Genomic DNA, 16,545 nt, shown 5'->3' on the forward strand with positions numbered 1-16,545 from the left:
TCGTGGCGGCCTGCACCCCGCTCGGCACCACCATCCGATGCGACCGCAATAGCGTGAAATCCCTACATTTTCGTTGTCACGACAGCACTTGGTCGATGGGCCGAACAAAAATAAGGCCCGGACGACGGAACTTCGTCGTCCGGGCCTCGTTCTGGCCGCCCAATCGCGATCAGCCGAGCTGGAACAGCCCCGATGCCGCCTGATTCGTGTTCAGCTTGTCCGGCGTGACACCGATCAGCGTGACTGATTCTCCTCCGGCATAACGGAGCAGCGTATTGCCGCCCTCCAGCGAGATCATCGGCTGATAGCCCGACTTGGCAAAGGCGCTGAGGTCGAGCAGGTCATGGCCCGCGCCGAAGTCGCGGATCGTGGCACTGGCCCCCAGCGTGACCAGGAACCGGTCGCTGCCGCTGCCGCCCGTCAGCACCATGTCCCGCCGGTCGGCGAGCAGGATGTCGTCGGTCGCGCCGCCGCTGATCCACCCCTTCGAGTCCGAAACCATCACACCGAAACCGGGCTGGGCCGCGACCCTGGTCGTATCGTGACCGCTGGCCGAGAAGGTCTCGGTCGTCGCGCTGCCGCCCGCTGGCTGGGTCACGCGGCGGACCAGAACGCCGCCCGTATAGGTCGACACGACGCTCGTCCCATCGGCCAGCTTCGCGGTGGCCGACAACGGCGTGCCGGTGGCGGCATCGAGCTGCGTCTCGATCCGGTCGCCATTGGTGCGGACCTGCAACTGGGTCGTCGCTCGCCCCTGCGCATCGCGGTACAGCTCGGTCCGGCCATCCTCGCCCGTCTGGCTGGTGAAGGACAGGGTGCCGTCGCTGCGATAGCGGAACACCGCCACAGCCTTGCCGTTCGCATCGACCACCTGCCGCTGCTCGGCATAAGGTTGACCCGAGGCATAATATTGGGTGTTCTCGCCCGTACCGTCGGCATGGGTGACGTACTTGGTCGTCAGCGTCCCCGAAGCATCGTACTTCAGCGTCGTCCACTCTCCGGCAGCCGTGACCGTGACGTCGGACACCAGGGTTCCGGCGGCATTGTAATCGCGGGTTCGCTTGGCGCCATCGCTTCCCTTGAAATCGACGCGGCTGACCTTGCCGCCGGCATAGGTGGTCGCAGTCACGCCATCGGCCTGCTCGGACACCATGTTCAGCAGCGTGCCGGTCCCCGCGTCATAGTTGCGCGTGTCGCGCGCGCCCGACGTCGCGATCGTGACGTCCGAGGTCTTGCGCCCCTTTCCGTCATAATAGGAGGCATCGATGCCGCCATCGGCGCGACGCTGCTCGGTGTAGCGCAACGATCCATCGGACCCCAGACGCGTCACCCCCACGACCACGCCCTTGGCGTCGACCTTCTGGACCTGGGTCGTATAATTCTGACCCGTGACATTATAGACGGTGTTCTCAGAGGTGCCGTCCGCCTGCTGGACGAACAGCATCGTCGGCCGCCCGGTCGCCGCATCGACCAGCGTCGTGCGCCAGGTGTTCGATGCGTCGCGGCTCTGGGACTGGATCTTCGAGCCTGCGCTGTTCAACGTATCCGCCGACCACGACCCGTCGGCATTGAAGGTTTCGAGGACGATATTGCCGGTCGCCAGCTGACTGCGACGGCTGACCATCACGCCCTGGTCGAACTGGCTTACGATGACATCGCCCGACGCCGGCCGGTCCAGCTGACGCTTCACCTTGCCGCTGGCGACGTCATAGTCCTTGACGACCTCGCCACCGTCGGCGGCGATGACGATATCCTGCGTCATCCGGCCGCTCTGGTCGAAGCTGGTCATCTGGCGCCCGCCATTGTCCAGACGCCGGTCGAGATAGGCCAAGCTGTCATCAGCGTTGCGCCGCTCGACCCCGATCACCTTGCCCTGCGTATCCAGCGTCTGATGCTCGCTGACATAGGTCTGGCCGGTGATGCCATAGGCATAATTGTCGCCCGAACCATCGGCCCGCTTGACATAGCGGCGGCTGACATTGCCGTTCGCATCGTAATTCGTCGTCGTCCATGTGTTGGCGGCATCGACCAACTGCTCGCTCAGCTTCGCGCCCTTCGCGTCATATTTGGTCGTCGTGCGTGCCCCATCGGGCGCGACCGTCAGCAGCGAGGTCACGATGCCCGACGAGATCGTGGCCGTGGTCGAACCGCCCGCTACGGGCTTGGTCACGCGCTGGGTCAGCTGGCCATCGGATGCGTAGGTGAGGATCGTCTGGCCGCCATCGCTCGCGGTCATCGTCTCGACCTGCTTGCCGCCCTTGGCGTCATAGGTCGTCACGGTCAGGCCGTTGCCGTCGCGCCGTTCGGTATAGACCGCGCTGCCATCGGCGCGGGTGCGGGTCAGCGCGATCACCTTGCCGGCCGTGTTCGTGACCTGAACCTCGGTCGTCCAGCTCTTGCCCGTGATCCCATAGAGCCGCGTCTCGCCGCTGCCATCGGCATAGGCGGCATAGACCGCCGTCACCGCGCCCGTGGCGGTATCATAGGTGGTGGTCGTCTTGTTGCCCGCGGCGTCCACCGCCAGCTGCGACTTGCGCACGCCGTTGGCGTCATAGGCATAGGTGATGCTGGTGCCCGAACCGGCAGGCCCCGCGTCCGTCGAGGTGCCGCCATTGGTCGTGGTCTTGTTGCTCTCCACGAGCTGCGGGGTCTGCCCGGTCTGCGAAGCTGCGGACATATCATAGGTCTTGGTCGTGCGGCTGCCGTCCGGCGCGATGATCGTCGTGCTCGTGCGCTGTCCGCTTGCGTTGTAATAGGTCAGCGTATGGCTGCCGTCGCTTCCGGTGATGTCGGTATAGTCATAGGTTCCATCGGCATGGGTGCGCACGACGGACATGACCTTGCCCGCCTTCGAGACGATCTGGACTTCGGTCACATAGCTCTTGCCGGTGATGCCGAAGGTCGTGTTCGTATTGGTGCCGTCGGGGCTAGTGACATAGATTTTCGTCGGTTTGCCCGACACCGGATCGAATAGCCGGGTGGTAAAGGTCGCGTCGGCCGCCACTTCGACAAGGCGGATGCAGACGCCGTTCGAGAAGGTCTCCGACTGGCGGCTGCCGTCCGCGCGAACCAGCGTGCGGTCGGTCATCGCGCCGCCGCTATAGGTGATCGTGGTGGTCCCGGCCGTCGTCTGGTCGACACGGGTCTTCACATTGCCGCTGGCCGTATCATAGACCAGCGTCGTCCGATCCCCCTTGGCCGAGACGCTGACCTCCTGTTGCCTGACGCCACGGCTGTCGAAGCTGGTCACGACGCTGCTGCCGTCGCCCGGATAACGTTCGGTGCTGACGAAACTGCCGTCGGCGCGGATACGCTCGACAAGCGTGACCCGCCCGCCTGCGGCCGTCACCTGGCGCTGGGTGGTCCAGGCCTGGCCGGTGATACCATAGGTGGTGTTCTCGCCGGTACCGTCCGGCCGTTCGATGAAGACGCGCGTCGCCTTGCCAGCGGCATCCAAGTTCGTCGTCGTCCAGACACCGGCCGTATCGACACGGACGGTCGTGGTCAGCCTGCCGGTCGAGTCGTAGCTGTCCACTTCGCTGCTCTTGTCGGCGGCATTGATCGTCCGGGTCGACAAGATCCCGTTCTTGTAGACGCTGTACGTCGTCGACGACGAGGTAACCTCGGACATTGCGGTGGGCTTGCCCGTCGCCACGTCATAGGTGATCGTCGTGCGCAGCCCACCAGGCGCCAGCGTGGTTACCTGCGCCAGCTTGCCGCCATTATAGGTCCGATCGTTGACCGTCCCGTCGGCCAGTTCGCTGTGGACATTGGCGAGGACACCGGCCGAATAGCCATAATCCACCGTGCCGGTGAGCTTGCCCGCGCTGTCGAAGCTGCGCTCTTCCTTCCAATTGTCTCCGGTCTGCGTGACCTGGAAGGAATAGCTGCCCTTCACCTTGGACAGGACCGAGCCGTAATTGGCGACCATGTACTTCATCGTCGCGTCCGACGCGACCTGCAGCACCGAGGAGCCGGTCAGCGTGACGCTGTTGAGCCCGGTCGACACCGCGAGCTTGTCGATCTGCGCGACAAAGGCTTCCGCCGTCAGGGTCAGGTCGGGCGCGACGCTGGGCTTGACCTCGGTATAGGCGCCCTTCGCGCCGACCTCGACGATCAGCGGCCTGTCGCCCATGGCGACGGTGATCGAGCTGACATTCGTATAGGTCGCTATCGGCGTCGTGCCGTTCAGCGGATCATAGACATAGACGGTCTTCTGCACCCCGCCGAGATCGATGGTCATCGAACGCGGCGCGGTCGTCGTTTCGGTCTGGCTGACGCTGTCCCACATCTTCACGTCGCGCCACAGCACCAGGTCGTAGGCGCCGTTGCCCTTGGTCAACGCCATCGAATGCCCATCGGCGGGCATGTCCTTCAGCGTATAGGCGGTCGCGGCGCTGGCCGCCGTGCCGGTCCCGGCATCGGTATAGGCCAGGATGCTGGTCAGGTTGTGCAGGGCAACGGCCGCCTGCTTGGGCGTGCCGTCCGTCTTGAACAGGCCGAAGTTGAATTCCCGCGCCGGACCCGTGGGCTCCAGGCTGCTGTCAAAAAGTTCGTAAAGAAATGTCTTGCTCGAGCCGTTCTCATACGCATGCAGAACCGCGTTCAACGTCAATTTGGCCTGCGCGCTCTCGTTGACGCCCAGACCGGTGTCGCTCTTGAGGGTCGTATAGCCCGTTTCGGTGACGATGACCGGATCGCCCTTGGCCGCGCCCGCCGCGCGCGCCATCGACGCCTCCATGACCTTGTCCGACTGCCACCCCGTCGCGGTATAGGCATGGGCGTTGCCGTAATCGGCATAGGCCCCCAGATTGCCGATGGCGGCGTAGGCCGAGCTGCTCTCCAACCCGATCGACAGGTTGATGACCGGGATACCGGACAGGGCGGAGTCGCCCTTCACGGCGCCGTACAACGCCTTTTGATAGGCCGCCGCAGCCGCCAGATCGCCGCTGCCCTTGTAGTTGAAAGCCTGAATGTTGACTTCATTCAGCCCTTCGATCGCAAAGATGCTGCCCGCATATTTGCTCTGGAACGCCTTCAGTCCGGCGACATAGTCCGCCATCCCCGCATCACCCTTGGCAGGCAGATCGGACGATGCCACGAAATCGAATTTGATACCGGCCGCGGCCATCGCGCTGACCGCGGCACCACCGGTGCCCAGGTTCGTGAAATGATCACGAACCGTGCTGATCCCCAGGTAATTCAGCGCGCTTAGCACCATGCTGGAATTCGCATAGGCACCGTTCGCGCTGCCCGCATGGGCGTTTACGCCCAGCGTCGAAAGAAAGGCAGAAACGGAAGCAGGTTGAGCAGCCACGGGCTTGGAACTCCGATTAGGTTCGGTCCCCAATATCGGAGTCCATCCGTGGCCGAATCTCTAATCGGAATAGCTAAACCAATTTTAAGTAAATTGGATCAGCGACATAACTCATTGCGCAAACGTTACGTCGCAAAGACCAACAAATGATTAATGCTGCGGAAAGCCTGTTTCCGGTGGCTGCCCGCCCTGAACATGTCAGGCCTGGGTTGGTTCAACCCCGGTCGGAATTTCGGGCTGGGCGCGGCTCCGGGACAGGCGATTGAAAAAGCGGCGACCGGGAACCTCGACGAACCGATAGGTCAGGGTCGCACAGATAACGACCGTGATCAGATAGCCTAGGGCGACCAAGTCCATGAGCCAGGACGGGCCGAAATCCATCACCTCGATCCCGCCGATCGCGCCGATCAGCGGCACGTGCAACTTCGCCTGTGCCAGACGCACGATGACGAACATCACGGCAAAGATGATGAAGTGCACGAGGTAGATCGAATAGGACAATTCCCCCAGTCGCTGCAGCGCCGGCGCACGCATCACACGCGCCACGGCACCGCCCTCATAGGAGAACAGCAGGATGACCAGGCCGAACACCAAAATATCGAATGAGATGAAGGGCGGCTTGAACCAGAACAACAGCACCATCAGCACGGTCGCGAGTATCTCGGGCCGTGTTCCCTGAAATACGGGATTGTCACGCAGACGCAGATACAGCTCGTATGTCAGATTGCCCGTGAAGAAACCGAACACGCACTGCGCCATGCCCATGCCTTGCACGATGCCCAGTTGCGGGTGGAATATCTCGATATTCAACAACACCAGCCCGGATGCGACAAAGGCCATGGCGCATCCCAGCAGGCGATGACGAGCCCCGGACAGCAGATAGACCAGCAAAAACACAAGATAGGTGTAGAATTCCGTGCTGATCGACCAACTCGCTGCGTTCCAGCTCAGGTCGGGAAATGGAATGATGGCGTGCAGCAGGAAGATGTTGGCGATCAGCGACGATATGTTGTTCGTACCCTGAAACGCGCCCTCGGCGGCGGAAAACCCGAACTGCATCGCGGCCAGCTTTGCGAGTTCCAGCACGACAAGAACCATCAATGTGACGAAGTGCAGCGGATATAGACGTCCAAAACGTCGGATCATGAACCGCCAGCCGTCCCCCGCGTCATGCAGCTTGGATCGATAGGCATGGGTAATGACGAAGCCGCTCAGGACGAAAAAGAACGGCACGGCCAGGTTACCATGCCGCACCAGCGGAACCGCGTAAAAATATCCGGCTGCCTGAAAATGGAACAGGGCGACGATCAGCGCCGCAATGCCCCGCCACGCGTCCAGCGCATCGAACCTGATCTGTCGTTCCGCCATCCAAAAGCCAACCCCGTTCGTTCCCCATGCGGAACAGTGTAACGGGTTCACAACATGAGCTTCTTTAAGGATTACTCAATAGGCCAACAGGCGAATCTGTCCCATGGCGGTGCCACACGGCGTGTCTGGAGACCAATTTGGCCGAAAAGATTGCCGCAAATTACCGGAACAAAATCATTTGGTCATCAAATCGCGATAAACATCGTCAACTTGGCCGACCATACGGTCCGCGGAATACTCTGCCAGAAAACGTTTGCGACCAATTTCTCCAAATGACGGCAATTGATCTTTATCAAGATTGGTCAGCAGGGTGCGAAGTGCTTGGACGTCACCGGCCGGAAAACTGAAACCATAGCGGCCATGATCCAGAATGTCGTTCAGTCCGCCTGCGTCGGATGCGATCACCGGGCGGCCGAGCCGCATCGCCTCGATCGCTACCAGGCCAAAGCCTTCCCAGCGTGACGGCACGATCACCGCGTCCGCAGCCTTCATTTCGGCCGAGACCTCGTCTCGATCGCGCCAACCGACGAAATCCACGAAATCCAGCGGCTCACCCAAATCGACGCCGTTGCCGACCACCCGACGACCGACGACGCGGACGCTATATTTTGCCCCAAGAGGTCGAATGGCATCCAGCAGCAAATCCAACCCCTTTTGTCGATCAAACCGCCCGACGAACAACAGCTTGATCCGGGTATCCTGCCATGAAACCGCCGCAACCGGAGGCGGCTCCGTCGCGATCGCATTCGGAATGGTTACCAACTTTCGGACGGGCATTCCGGCCTGTTCGGCAGACTGCCGCTCGTGTTGGGATATCAAAAGGATGCGGTCGACGCGCATAGCCAGAATGCGCTCGACAAGGGTTATCGCCCTCCGAATCCATGCGCTCACCGGCATGTTGAAAGCCCAGCCATGCGGGCAGAAAACCAAGCGGTGGCGGCGAAACCAGGGTACGATACGGGTACAGACCCCAGCGCCGAACGAATGGGCATGGACGATGTCAGGGCGATAGCGCCTCAAACATGCCAGATATGCAAAAAACAACATCACCATGCCCAGCAATCGATTGGGGCGATGGAAATATACGAGCGAAATGCCGCTATCGATCAGTCGAGGCTCAAGATCAGGGATGTGCTGGCGCGGCATCAGCAGCATAAGCTGCGCGGGCCCGTATAGCTTGGCTTGCGGAGTCAGGAGCTCCGCAAGATAGCTTCCAGTCCCCCCGATGATGCTGTCGCAAACGTGCAGCACCCGGGGTGCCGCGCGCGCAGGACCGTGCTCCGACGCCATGGCGTGGCTCAAACCAGAACCGTACCGACGATCGGCACGCGGTGCTGGTCCAGAACGTCGATCAGCGCACGGGTCGGCCGGACTTGCGTCACGTTCTTGCGCGCGACGATCACCGCCGCGTCGAAGCCATGCAGCGCGTTGGCGATACTGGCGGCGCTATGCGCCTCGTTCAACGCGATCGCAACGATGACCTGATCGACCCGCGCATTCCATTCGTCGCGCTGCTCGATCAGGGGGCGACGCTCGACCGGGTCGGCCACACCGCCCTCGCCGCGCCCCGTCCCGATCACCGTCAACCCGACCAGCGGCGTCGACTGGACCACCGGCGAATCCGAACAGCCGAACAGTTCGGCGACGCGCGGATGCGCATGGTTGGTGTCGACCACCAGCGTCGACGATCCCATATGCGTCGTTACCACGGCCAGATTGGCGGCCATCACCGCCAGCGCCTCGTTGCAATCGAGACCGATCAGCGCGCAGTAACGCGTGTCGCGCGACACGTCTTCATAACGCTGGACGATCGAGCTGCGGATGCTGCGGATCGCGACGACATAGGGGTCGTCCATCGTGAAGGCCGCGACCAGCAGGGGATCGATCCCCTGCCCTGTCGCCCGCCCCTGCAGCGCCTCAGCCTCGGCATAGGACTGCGCGGAATTCGCGCTCGAACGGAGCCTCACGCCATTACCTCCCGGTTTGCGGCCCAGCCGCTATTTTGCGTCGACCGCAAGTCGGTCATATCCGCCAGCACGTCCAGATCAAGCGACTGCGACGTGCCCGCCGGCGTGCGCAGACGCGGCCGGAGCATTTCGGAGCCCAAGGCGGCAGCCAATCCGGTGCCGGCGCCCAGGATGATGGCGGCGATCAGCCACAGCACCAGATTGGGCTTGGACGGCAGGAGGGGCGGTTCGGCCGGATCAAGGCTGCTGGCATTGGCCCGCGAAATCTCGCTCTGAAGCGTGGCTTCGTTGAAGCGCTGGCGCACCGTGTCATAGGTCTGGCGCGCGGCGTCGACGTCACGCTGGAGCACGTTCAGATCGTCCTGCACGCTCGACAAGGCGACCATCCGGGCTTGCTGCTGCGCCAGATCGGAACGAAGCGTGGCTTCGCGCTGGGCCGCTGCCGAACTGGCGGCGGTCAGCGCCTGGGCCTGCACAGATCGTGCATTGCCCAGCTGGCTGCGCAGCGCGGCGAGTTGCGCATTCGCCGCCACCATGTCTGGGTGGTTCGGGCCCAGCGTCTTGGACAGTTCGGCCACGCGACCGGCCTGGACGCCGATTTCGCGCTGGAGATCCTGCACGATAGTCGATTGCGCGACCTCCGGCTGCGCGGCCGAGCCCGACTTGGAACGGGCGGCGGCGGCGGCGGCCTGGGCCGCGACGAGCTCGGTCGACAGGCTGCGGGCCTTGTCGGCCTCGAGATCCATGCGGTTCACGCCGACGATGCCATGCTGGCGCTGGAAGTCGGACAGGCGGCGCTGCGCTTGTTCCAGTCGGCTGCGAACCTCTGCGGTCCGGGCGTCATACCATTTGGCATTCTCGCGCGCAGCGACGCTACGCAGCGCCACCTGCTTACCGAGGAACACCTCGGTGATGATGTTCAGCGTCTTGGCCGCTTCCTGAGGGGTGGGTGCCGTATAGCTGAGCTGAATGACATTGCTGCCCTTGTCGGCATCGGCCTTCAGATTGCGGCGAAGAATACCGACCGCACGCTGCATGCGCGATTCCGCCGTGCCTTCCCCCGCCTTGGCGAGGACCGATGGCGGCGCACGACGCGCTACCTCTTCGAGCACGGCACCGCTGCGGATGATGTCGAGCTGGGTCCCGATGATCGTATCGATCACCGAGGCCGCGGTCTCGCTGGCCTGACGTTCGGTCGTCGGATCGCGCTGGGTCAGATCGATCAGGATCGACGAACTGGCGGTGTAGGCGCGCGGCTGGAGAAAGCCGAGCACCGCGATGAGCGCGAAGACCACGCCGCCCACGACGATCGCCAGTCGGCTGCGATGGCGCAGCGCCATCAAGAGATCGGAAAAACTGGTCATGCCATGGGCCCTCCCTGCTCCAGGAACGCTCGCAGGTCGGAGCGCAGGCCCTGGTCGGCCGGTTGCGGATCAATCCTGCCACTGTGCAGCAGGAGATAGAATTGCGGCGCAAGCGCGTCGTCGAACAGATATTGGCCGTCGATCGCGCTGGGCCGCAAGATGGGACGGAGCATGTCGAACGCGGCCTGGACGACCGCCGGGTCGAGCGAGCCGTCGCCGATCGCCAGCGCGGTGATCTCGGCCTGGTCGACCCGCGTGCGCATCGCCGCCGCATAGGCGATCAGCGCGATCACGAAGCGGTGCCCGGTCGGCAGCTGGGCGCATCGCACCAGCAGGTCCGCCGTCGTGGCGCTGAGCATTCGCCAGTCCGCAAAGGCCTTGCCGAACCCGATACGCACGATCTCGCGATCGATCCGGCTCACGCCCGCCTTCTCGGCGGCCAGCGCGCAGTTCAGGCCGAAAAGCCGAAGGTGATAGGGCGAGCCATAGGCCGCCGACGCGACCTCGCTCGCCGCACCGTCCTCAACCGTCAGCCCGGCCTGCGTGCAGCAGCGCACGAACAGATCCTTGAGCGACTCCGCGCCGATCCCGCCGACCGGCACCGACACCATGTGGCGGCGCAGCGAGGGATGGCCCTGGATCAGATCCTCGACATTGGCGGCGATGCCGACCGTCACGACCCGCGTCGTGGCGCGCATATCGGTCAGCAGCTTCATCAGCGCCGCGACCTCGGACTTGGTCGCCGCCGACTCCACGCGATCGAACTCGTCGAGCACCAGGATGACCGGCCGACGCACCCGCTCCGCCAGAATGCTGGCCAGCGCGCGCGCGTCGAACGGCGCATCGAGCAGCGACGCGATGTCGCCGCGCCGCAATCCGCCGCCGGGAATGGTCGCCAATTCGGTGAGATAGGGACGATACAGCTCGGAGAAGCTCAGGTCGCCGCTGGCGAGATTATAGAGGACCACCGCCCCCTTCTCGTCCGCCAGATCGCCGAACACGCGCGACAGCGAGGTCTTGCCCGAACCGCGCGCGCCGAAGACGATGCCGTGCTTGCCATTCTCGATGACCGCCTCGACCAGCCGGTTCAGCTCTTCGGATCGTCCCGCCAGTCCGGCGCGGCTTTCGACCGGCATGCCGGTGTCGAACGCGGCATGGATCCGCGCACGCGCCGACCCCGACGGAGCGGGGGCAGGCGCGGCGAAGGCCGGGGCGACCGGCACCGGCGACCGCACCGCGCCGCCGACCGGCACGCGGCCCATCGGCCGCTCACCCGTCACCGGGCGCGGCAAGCCGGTGGCCGCTTCCGCCGTGCCCCCCATCAGCCAGGCCTTGATCGCGGCCAGCCATGTCTTGAACCCCATCTACGCCACTCCCAACGCCATTACCGGGTTCCACGGCCCCAGGATCAGAACCATTTTTCCTTGATGACCAGCACGTCCTCGGGCTGGACCACGTCGTCGAGCGTCGCCTTGGGCAGGACCTTGCCACCGCGGCGCACCTCGATCCGCTTGGTCGAACCCGCCAGCGTCGGGCCGCCGGCTAGCGCCAGCGCCTGACGGAAGGTCATTCCCGGCTGGACCGGGAAGCCGCCGCCCTTCTCGACCTGGCCATAGACATAGACCTGCTCGGCGACCGGCACGAACAGCGTGTCGCCCGGCTGGACCAGCCGCGCCGCGCCGCCGCTGACATCGGCCAGCGAGATGCGCTCGGGCTGGCCACCCATCGGGGTCAGGATCACCGTATTGGCCCCGTCCGCGCGCGGGCCGCCCGCACGCGCGACCATCGCCGCCACCGTATAGGGGCGATCGAGCGGATACAGGCCCGCCTGCCCGACCGAGCCGAGCACCGTCGCGCTCTTGCTGGCATAGTTGGTGACTTCGATGTTGATCGACGGACGGCTGAGATAGCCGCCGCGCAGATAGGCCTCGCTCAGTTGCTGGGCGAGTTGCGCGGTGGTCCGCCCGGCCGCCTGGATATTGCCCAGGAACGGCGCGGTGATCGTGCCGTCGGCGCGGATACGGGTCTTGAGCGACATATTGTCCTGCCCGAAGACCTTCATCTCGATCTCGTCGTCCGGGCCCAGCACATAGGCGCTGGCGGCGGTATCGACCGGGCGCACCCCCGGGGTCGGCAGCGGGGCCGTCCGCACGGGGGCGGGCGCGACACCCTGCTGGGCCGACGCCATGCCCGGCGTCAGCACGACCATGGCCAGCAATAGCTTATGCTTACGGCGCATTTTTCGTCCTCATGCTATTCGCGCGATATCCGGCCGGTCCGGGAGGACCGATCAGAAACGATAGGAAACTCCGGCAACAAGGCGGGTGAAGTGATATTCGTTCACACCCGTATCCGTGTTGCGATTGCTATACTGCCCGTCCAGGTTCAGGTTCAGACGCTCGCCGAGCTGGCGTGTCACGCCCAGTGAGTAGGACTGAAAATCGTCCTTCGCGAAGGGCGACGCAATGACGAGTGGGTCGCCCCGAAAGTCGCGATGCCCCAATATGGCACCGGCCCGAAAGCGCGTCCGCTCGGCGAAGCGCAGCTCGCTCGCCAGCTGCACATCGGTCTGCACGGCGAAACCGGCCGGGACCAGGGAGTCGTTGACGATCCGGCGCTCCGTCTCGACCGAGAAGGAGGCGGCGGGAACCGGCTTGAGTTCGAGCTTGGCGTCCCAGCCCGGCCCGCGATAGGGCCGCACATTCGCCCCGCGCGACGTCACGTCGAGATAGCTGAGGTCCAGATCCAGCGTCACGCGGCTGACCACCGCGCGGTGGAAGGTCACGCCGACCTGCTCGGCCCGGTTGGTGACGTTGATCGTCGGACGATCGCTGTTCAGATGGCGATAATAGAGCACCGCCTGACCGATGCTTGGGCGGCTATAGCCGATGCCGCCCAGCAACGAGACGCTGCGCAGGTCGGCAAAGTCGAAGGCGGTGCTGTTCGTCGTCGTCCGGCGGCTGATGTCCGCCACGGGATAGAAGCCGACGGTGCGCGGGCAGCTGACGCGAAGCGACAGATTGCTGACCGTCTGGAAATTGTCGCGCGCCGCGTTAATGTCGCCATAGTCCGATTGCTGCCGCAGGATGCGCGCATCGGGCTGGATCTGGCACACGCCCGCGACCCGGAACGTCCCGCTGCCATGCAGGTCGGCGCGACCCCGGCTGCGATCCGGGTTCAGCGTGAAGAAGCTATAGGCCAGATCGGCATCGACCCGCACGTCGTTCAGCCCGACCTGCCGCCAATATACGCCGCGCACGCCCGGCGTCAGGATGAAGTCATCCACCGACGGCGTCCGCCGCGAATTGGTGCGGAAGATATTGTCGTCATAGGCCGCCTCGGCCGAGGTGGTTAACGAAAGGCCGGGATCGGCGACGACGGGCCGCGCGACCGGCAGGACCGGCACCAGGGGAACGCCCAGCCGCTCGTCCTGTGCATGGGCGGCACCGCCGACGCACCATAAGGCGATCGCGGCAATTCCCATACAAACAGGCCGTGATGGCAGCCGCAAAATGTCACCGCTTTGCAGCATCCTGCTCGTGCCCTCGTTACGTTTACCCAACCAACAACGACCTGCGGTGCCCTTTCCCCTATCACCGGTCAAGCCCGAGCATTGTCCCAAAAGGGGCGGTTTTGTTGCAACGCGGCAAAAATGGGACAGGTCGAAATTATCTCCTCAGCAGGGAACCAAATCGATTTTCCCGGTAACGGCAAAATCCCGGTGAATCCGGCATTAACCAGTGGACTTAACCACCCTGCATCATGCGCTGCCTACAAGGTGATGAAACCTAGCAAGGCTTTGTCATGCGTGCCCATTTTGCTCTGCTCCTCCTTCCCCTAATGGCCGCATGCGGCGGCGGGGGCGGTTCCACGTCATCGGGCGCGGTGAGCGTGGTCACGGGACCGACACCGACGCCGACACCCACCGCAACCCCGACGCCGACCAGCTCGGCCTCGGCGGACGCCACCGCGCTGGCCAGCGATCCGGGCGCCACCGCCATCATCTTCGGCGCCGGGGACCTGTCCGCCCGGTCGACGCCCTATGAGATTGGGGTGGCGACCCATTTCGCCTATGCCAGCAAGTCCGGCTATGACGCGGCCACCACCACCCAGTGGATGAAGGCGGCCAATGTCACCGCGTTTCGCGACGACATCTTCTGGAACGACTTCGCGCCCGACTGGGACGTCAACGGTTCGCACCTGGCGCCCGCGATCAGCGGCTTCCTGAAGCAGACCAGCGCGCGGCCGATGTTCATCCTGACCAACGGCAATCCCTTCATCCCCGAAAGCTGGCCTCCGATCAGCGCCGCCGGTCGCGCCGCCTTCGTCGCCTTCGCCAAGCGCGCCGTCGCGGCAACGGCGGGCCGCAATGCGATGTACGAGATCTGGAACGAGTGGAACGTCACCGCCGCGCCCGACAAGCCGATGCTGATGACCGCGGGCGAGGAAGGCGATGTCCGCGCGGCGCGCTATTATGCGGCGTTGGCCAGCGATACCGTCGCCGCGATCAAGGACAGCACGCCCGATACCAAGGTGATCGTCGGCGCAGGGGGCAGCGACCCCAGTTGGGACTGGATCGCCGATGCGGTCGCACGCGGCGCGGCCAAACGGGCGGACGGGGTGTCGGTCCACCTCTACAACCAGTGCGAACGCACCGACCTGCGCACCGCGACGGCGGCGATCGCCCGCCTCTATCAGCTTCAGACCCGTCTGGCATCGGTCACCGGCGGACAGACGCCGCCCATCTACATCTCCGAATGGGGCTGGCCGGGCGGATCGCTGTCCTGTTCGGTGGCCAGCTCGGTCGTCGCGACCAGCGTGCCACAATTCCTGCTCCACACCGCCGCCCTGCCCTGGATCGCGGGAAGCTGGATCTACGAATTGAAGGACTCCGGCACCAACGCCAACGATCTGGAGCATCATTTCGGGCTGTACGACGCGGCGGGCAACGCCAAGCCCGCGCTATGCGGTTTCAGCGAAGCGGCACAGATCGTCCGCAACGCCACCGCCATGTCGGTACAACAGGTCGGATCGGGCCTGACCGTGGTTCGCGTCGCGACGCCGCAGGGGCTTCAGGTCATCGCGTGGAGCAGTCTGGCCGGACGGACCGGCCGCCTGACCGTGGGCGGCACTGCGGCCTATACGACGCGCACGCTCTGCCAGTCGGCGACGGCGGGGACGGCCGACCGCACCGTCACGGTCGGCGAGATGCCGGTCGTCATCGACGTACCCGGCGTCAGCCGGCTGGGGGTCAACGCCCGGCTGCTGTGACCCGGCGCCCGCGCTCCTGAGCGATCAGGCTGCGCGGGCCGGTTGCGCGGCGATGTGTTCCAGCGCCGCCATGATCTGTCGGCCCAGCCGGTCATAGTCGAAACGGTCGGCCGAACGGATCGTGCTTTCGCGCAGCGCCGCCATCTTTTCGGGGTGGCGCAGGACATCGGTGATCGCCGCGCGCCACAGCGCCTCGTCGCCCGGCGGCACCAGCATGCCATTCTCGCCCGGCTGGATCAGCTCGGGCAGGCCGCCCTTGTCGCTGCCCATCACCGGCAGGCCGTTGGCCAGCGCCTGGATCACCACGCCGGGCGAATTTTCCGCCCAGAGCGACGGCGTGATCAGCAGGTCGCTGGTCGCCATGATGTCCGACACCTCCTGCTGCGGGACATGGCCCTTCAGCTCCAGCCAGTCGTGATGGCCATATTGCTCGCGCAGGCGCAGTTCCTCGGGGCCCTTGCCCAGCACGGTCAGATGGAAATCGAAATCCTTCGACAGCGTGTCGAGGATGCCGAGCAGGAAGTTGATTCCCTTGGTTTCCTCCAGACGCCCGACGAAGAGCAGCCGGGTCCTGGCCTGCGGCGAATGGCGCACCGTCGGGGCGGGATAGCGGTTGGGGTTGAGGATATGGAACTTCGGGTAATCGTCGATCGGCAACAGCTCGGCCACACGGTCCAGATTGGCCTGAGACGGCGAGATGAAGCCCAGGCGCGGCAGCTGCCGCAGATAGCCCATCTTCACCTTCGCGCTGAACTTGCACGTCCCGCATTGCCCGGCGCATTCGTCGATGCCGCGGAACATCGTCGTGCGGACGCAGGCCAGCGCCAGATCATGCAACGTGATCGCGGTCGGAATGCCGTGCCGGGCAATGACCTTCAGCCCGTTATAGCCCAGCCCCTGGATCCAGTGGATATGGATGAAGTCGGGCTTGAACTCCGCGATCACCCGGTCGAACACCGCCTCATTGCGGGGATCGAGAATGTCCTGCATGTGCCAGATCGGCTTCTTCCAGCCCGGTTGCTGGTTGGTCGCGGCGACCGGATAGAGGTGCGGCGTGCTGACGCGATAGACCTTGTAGCCGTCCTTGTCCGCGCCCCATTGCTCGTCCGCCGGGGTCGGCGCGGCGGTCAGCACCGCCGCCTCATGCCCGTTGGCGACGAACCAGTCGGTCAGGTTCTGCGCGCACATCTCCGCGCCGCCGATGACGAAAGGGGTGTAGAAGGCCGTGATGCTCAGGATGCGCATGGGGTAATCCTCT

At 64.5% G+C, this 16,545-nt stretch carries 10 protein-coding genes; 1 reads left to right on the plus strand and 9 read right to left on the minus strand.

Going from position 1 to position 16,545, the window contains the following annotated elements; translation table 11 throughout:
- Nucleotides 1–169: 169 nt before the first annotated feature.
- The 8 genes from ABIC44_RS01050 to ABIC44_RS01085 all read right to left on the minus strand — a co-directional run bounded on the left by ABIC44_RS01050 (nucleotide 170) and on the right by ABIC44_RS01085 (nucleotide 13,500).
- Nucleotides 170–5,221, minus strand: a complete 5,052-nt coding sequence (locus tag ABIC44_RS01050; protein WP_354293129.1) for a hypothetical protein — start codon at nucleotides 5,219–5,221, stop codon at nucleotides 170–172.
- 294 nt (nucleotides 5,222–5,515) lie between these two features.
- Nucleotides 5,516–6,685 carry an acyltransferase family protein gene (locus tag ABIC44_RS01055; protein ID WP_354293130.1) on the minus strand — a complete coding sequence of 390 codons (1,170 nt, stop codon included), beginning with the start codon at nucleotides 6,683–6,685 and terminating at the stop codon, nucleotides 5,516–5,518.
- A gap of 174 nt (nucleotides 6,686–6,859) precedes the next feature.
- Complete coding sequence (locus ABIC44_RS01060; protein WP_354293131.1) at nucleotides 6,860–7,975, minus strand: glycosyltransferase family 4 protein; 1,116 nt, start codon at nucleotides 7,973–7,975, stop codon at nucleotides 6,860–6,862.
- An 8-nt stretch (nucleotides 7,976–7,983) separates the two neighbouring features.
- The gene (locus tag ABIC44_RS01065) at nucleotides 7,984–8,652 is read right to left on the minus strand and encodes a P-loop NTPase family protein (protein WP_307099059.1); all 669 of its coding nucleotides are present in this window, start codon (nucleotides 8,650–8,652) and stop codon (nucleotides 7,984–7,986) included.
- The gene (locus tag ABIC44_RS01070) at nucleotides 8,649–10,016 is read right to left on the minus strand and encodes a GNVR domain-containing protein (protein ID WP_307099061.1); all 1,368 of its coding nucleotides are present in this window, start codon (nucleotides 10,014–10,016) and stop codon (nucleotides 8,649–8,651) included. Before ABIC44_RS01070 ends, ABIC44_RS01065 begins: the two co-directional genes overlap by 4 nt.
- Nucleotides 10,013–11,380 carry an ATP-binding protein gene (locus ABIC44_RS01075; RefSeq protein ID WP_354293132.1) on the minus strand — a complete coding sequence of 456 codons (1,368 nt, stop codon included), beginning with the start codon at nucleotides 11,378–11,380 and terminating at the stop codon, nucleotides 10,013–10,015. The genes ABIC44_RS01070 and ABIC44_RS01075 overlap by 4 nt, the downstream gene beginning before the upstream one ends.
- Nucleotides 11,381–11,424: 44 nt before the next feature.
- The gene (locus tag ABIC44_RS01080; protein WP_307099065.1) at nucleotides 11,425–12,255 is read right to left on the minus strand and encodes a polysaccharide biosynthesis/export family protein; all 831 of its coding nucleotides are present in this window, start codon (nucleotides 12,253–12,255) and stop codon (nucleotides 11,425–11,427) included.
- A gap of 51 nt (nucleotides 12,256–12,306) precedes the next feature.
- The gene (locus ABIC44_RS01085; RefSeq protein ID WP_354293133.1) at nucleotides 12,307–13,500 is read right to left on the minus strand and encodes a hypothetical protein; all 1,194 of its coding nucleotides are present in this window, start codon (nucleotides 13,498–13,500) and stop codon (nucleotides 12,307–12,309) included.
- A 401-nt stretch (nucleotides 13,501–13,901) separates the two neighbouring features.
- Here ABIC44_RS01085 and ABIC44_RS01090 point away from each other — a divergent pair, with 401 nt between their 5' ends.
- Entirely contained in the window at nucleotides 13,902–15,287 is a 1,386-nt protein-coding gene (locus ABIC44_RS01090; RefSeq protein ID WP_354293134.1) for a hypothetical protein, read from the plus strand.
- Between the two features lie 24 nt (nucleotides 15,288–15,311).
- Here the strand turns inward: ABIC44_RS01090 and ABIC44_RS01095 are convergent, their stop codons facing one another.
- Entirely contained in the window at nucleotides 15,312–16,532 is a 1,221-nt protein-coding gene (locus ABIC44_RS01095) for a glycosyltransferase family 4 protein (protein WP_354293135.1), read from the minus strand.
- Nucleotides 16,533–16,545: the final 13 nt, after the last annotated feature.

The sequence above is a fragment of the Sphingomonas sp. 1185 genome, assembly GCF_040544655.1.
In the GTDB taxonomy this organism is placed as follows: Bacteria; Pseudomonadota; Alphaproteobacteria; order Sphingomonadales; family Sphingomonadaceae; genus Sphingomonas.

What these genes read in the sequence shown, in the direction of transcription:
- ABIC44_RS01050 (WP_354293129.1), bottom strand. Translation starts at nt 5,221, where the DNA reads ATGGTGCTAAGCGCGCTGAATTACCTGGGGATCAGCACGGTTCGTGAT.
- ABIC44_RS01055 (WP_354293130.1), bottom strand. Translation starts at nt 6,685, where the DNA reads ATGGCGGAACGACAGATCAGGTTCGATGCGCTGGACGCGTGGCGGGGC.
- ABIC44_RS01060 (WP_354293131.1), bottom strand. Translation starts at nt 7,975, where the DNA reads ATGGCGTCGGAGCACGGTCCTGCGCGCGCGGCACCCCGGGTGCTGCAC.
- ABIC44_RS01070 (WP_307099061.1), bottom strand. Translation starts at nt 10,016, where the DNA reads ATGACCAGTTTTTCCGATCTCTTGATGGCGCTGCGCCATCGCAGCCGA.
- ABIC44_RS01075 (WP_354293132.1), bottom strand. Translation starts at nt 11,380, where the DNA reads ATGGGGTTCAAGACATGGCTGGCCGCGATCAAGGCCTGGCTGATGGGG.
- ABIC44_RS01080 (WP_307099065.1), bottom strand. Translation starts at nt 12,255, where the DNA reads ATGCGCCGTAAGCATAAGCTATTGCTGGCCATGGTCGTGCTGACGCCG.
- ABIC44_RS01085 (WP_354293133.1), bottom strand. Translation starts at nt 13,500, where the DNA reads ATGGGAATTGCCGCGATCGCCTTATGGTGCGTCGGCGGTGCCGCCCAT.
- ABIC44_RS01095 (WP_354293135.1), bottom strand. Translation starts at nt 16,532, where the DNA reads ATGCGCATCCTGAGCATCACGGCCTTCTACACCCCTTTCGTCATCGGC.